Genomic DNA, 2,535 nt, shown 5'->3' on the forward strand with positions numbered 1-2,535 from the left:
CGTTGGTCCAGACGGTCGCCCGCGCGGACCCGGCCTTGAGGTCGATGGTCACGCTGACCTCGCGCGGCTTCAGGTCGACCTCGGACGGGTCGGCGTGCGGGGTGGACTGCTTGCAGACCCAGACGCCGTTCATCGCCACGTCGAGGTCGGCGGGGTCGAACTGCGCGTTCGTGGTGCCGATGCTGGCCAGGACCCGTCCCCAGTTGGGGTCGTTGCCGAAGACCGCGGCCTTGAACAGGTTGGACCGCGCGACGCTGCGCCCGACCTCGACGGCCTCGGCCTCGGTGGCCGCGTTGAGCACGGTGATCGCGATCTCGTGGTCGGCGCCCTCGGCGTCGCGCAGCAGCTGCATCGCGAGGTCGGTGCAGGCCTGGGTGAGGGCCGCGGTGAAGTCGGGCAACGACGGCGTGATGCCGGACGCGCCGCTGGCCAGCACGGTCACGGTGTCGTTGGTCGACATGCACCCGTCGGAGTCGAGCCGGTCGAACGAGACGGCGGTGGCCTGCCGCAGCGCGGCGTCGAGGTCGGCCGCGGGCACGACCGCGTCGGTCGTCAGCACGACCAGCATCGTGGCCAGCTGAGGGGCGAGCATCCCCGCGCCCTTGGCCATGCCGCCGATCGACCAGCCGGCGCCCTCGACGACGACCTGCTTGCTCACCGAGTCGGTGGTCATGATCGCCTCGGCCGCCTGCTGACCGCCGTCGGCCGCGAGTGCGGCGTACGCCGCGTCCACGCCGGAGAGCACCTGCTCGCGGTCGTTGGCCAGGCCGATCAGACCCGTCGAGCAGACGACCACGTCGATCGGTCCGAAGCCCAGGTGCTCGGCGACGCGCTCGGCCACGGCGTGGGTCGTCTGGAAGCCGTCGGGACCCGTGTAGCAGTTGGCGCCGCCCGAGTTGAGCACGACGGCGCGCACGGTGCCGTCCTTGACGGCCTCCTGGCTCCATAGCACCGGGTTGGCCTTGCAGCGGTTGGCGGTGAAGACGCTGGCGGAGTCGAAGGTGGGCCCGTCGTTGACGACGAGGGCGACGTCCTTGGCGCCGGTGGACTTCAGGCCGGCGGCGACGCCGGCGGCCCGGAAGCCCGACGGATGGGTGACGCTCATTCGGGGCCCCCGCGGAAGTGTGGGCTGGAGGAGCTGAGCGGGGGACGCCCGCAGTTTCGTGGGGTGACGTTCACGGAGCTACTCCTACGGTCGAGAGGCCCAGTCCTTCGTCGAGACCGAGCGCGAGGTTCATGCACTGGACGGCAGCGCCGGCGGTGCCCTTGGACAGGTTGTCCACAGCACCGACGGCGACGAGTCGTCGCGCGTCCTCGTCGACCGTGACCTGGAGATGGACCGCGTTGGAGCCGGTGACCGACTTGGTCTGCGGCCACTGGCCGGCCGGGAGCAGGTGGACGAACGGCTCGTCGGCGTAGGCCTGGGCGTAGACGGCGTAGGCGTCCTCGGCGCTCACCTCGCCGCGCAGGGGCGCCGAGCAGGTGGCGAGGATGCCGCGGGGCATCGGCACGAGGAGCGGCGTGAAGCTCACCGCGACGGAGCCGTCGACGAGGCCGGAGAGGTTCTGGACGATCTCAGGGGTGTGCCGGTGGGTGCCGCCGACGCCGTAGGCACTGGCGTTGCCCATGATCTCGCTGCCGAGCAGGTGCGGCTTGGCGGCCTTGCCGGCGCCGCTGGTGCCCGAGGCGGCGACCACGACGACGTCGGGCTCGACCAGGCCGGCGGCGACGGCCGGCGCGAGCGCCAGTGTCGAGACCGTCGGGTAGCAGCCCGGCACGGCGATCCGCCGCGCTCCCGCGAGCCGGGCCCGCTGGCCGGGCAGCTCCGGCAGCCCGTAGGGCCAGGTGCCGGCGTGGGTCCCGCCGTAGAACTTCGCCCACGCGCCTGCGTCGGCGAGCCGGAAGTCGGCTCCGCAGTCGATCACGACGGTCGCCGGGTCGGCGTCGCCCAGCTGGGCGGCGATCTCACCCGACTGGCCGTGCGGCAGCGCGAGGAAGACGACGTCGTGACCGGCGAGCGTGTCGATCGAGGTCTCGACCAGGACCCGGTCCGCAAGCGGGACCAGGTGGGGTTGCAGAGCTCCGAGCGGCTGGCCGGCGTTCGACGCCGCGGTCAGCGCGCCGATCTCGACCTCGGGGTGCGCCAGGAGCAGACGGAGCAGCTCGCCTCCGGCGTAGCCACTGGCTCCGGCGACCGCGACTCGTGGGCTCGTCATGTGCATGACTATACAGACACCCGTATGTCTATGTGCAACTCGATATCCGGTGGGCCTCGTCCGTTGATCCCTCTACGTTGCTCATCATGACGAGACCGGCGTTCGACCGCTACCTCCACCACCTGCGCGGCGAGTCGGCACGCTTCCGGGAGGTGCTCGCGAGCTGCGACCCTGCAGCTCGCGTACCCAGCTGCCCCGACTGGGATGCGTCGGACCTGCTGTGGCACCTCACGACGGTCCACGAGTTCTGGGGTCGGATCATCGCGGGCCGGCCCGTCGCGCCGGGCGAGGACTGGACGGAGCCGGAGCGACCCACGAC

Annotated in this window: 3 protein-coding genes; 1 reads left to right on the forward strand and 2 read right to left on the reverse strand. The window is 71.8% G+C overall.

Features of this window, described 5'->3' with window-relative positions; genetic code table 11:
- Positions 1-1,105, reverse strand: a 1,105-nt coding sequence (gene argJ / locus Q0L15_RS18910) for a bifunctional glutamate N-acetyltransferase/amino-acid acetyltransferase ArgJ (RefSeq protein WP_296606057.1), incomplete at its 3' end; no start/stop codon positions are given.
- Between the two features lie 70 nt (positions 1,106-1,175).
- A complete protein-coding gene (argC, locus tag Q0L15_RS18915; RefSeq protein ID WP_296606058.1) occupies positions 1,176-2,222 on the reverse strand; it encodes an N-acetyl-gamma-glutamyl-phosphate reductase in 1,047 nt (348 codons plus the stop codon).
- A gap of 80 nt (positions 2,223-2,302) precedes the next feature.
- Between argC and Q0L15_RS18920 the strand changes: the two genes are divergently transcribed.
- A partial coding sequence (locus Q0L15_RS18920) for a maleylpyruvate isomerase N-terminal domain-containing protein (RefSeq protein WP_296606060.1) occupies positions 2,303-2,535 on the forward strand: 233 nt, incomplete at its 3' end.

Source organism: Nocardioides sp., assembly GCF_024509035.1.
Lineage (GTDB): Bacteria > Actinomycetota > Actinomycetes > Propionibacteriales > Nocardioidaceae > Nocardioides.

Coding starts and splice junctions, on each gene's coding strand:
- argC (WP_296606058.1), bottom strand. CDS start 2,222: ATGCACATGACGAGCCCACGAGTCGCGGTCGCCGGAGCCAGTGGCTAC.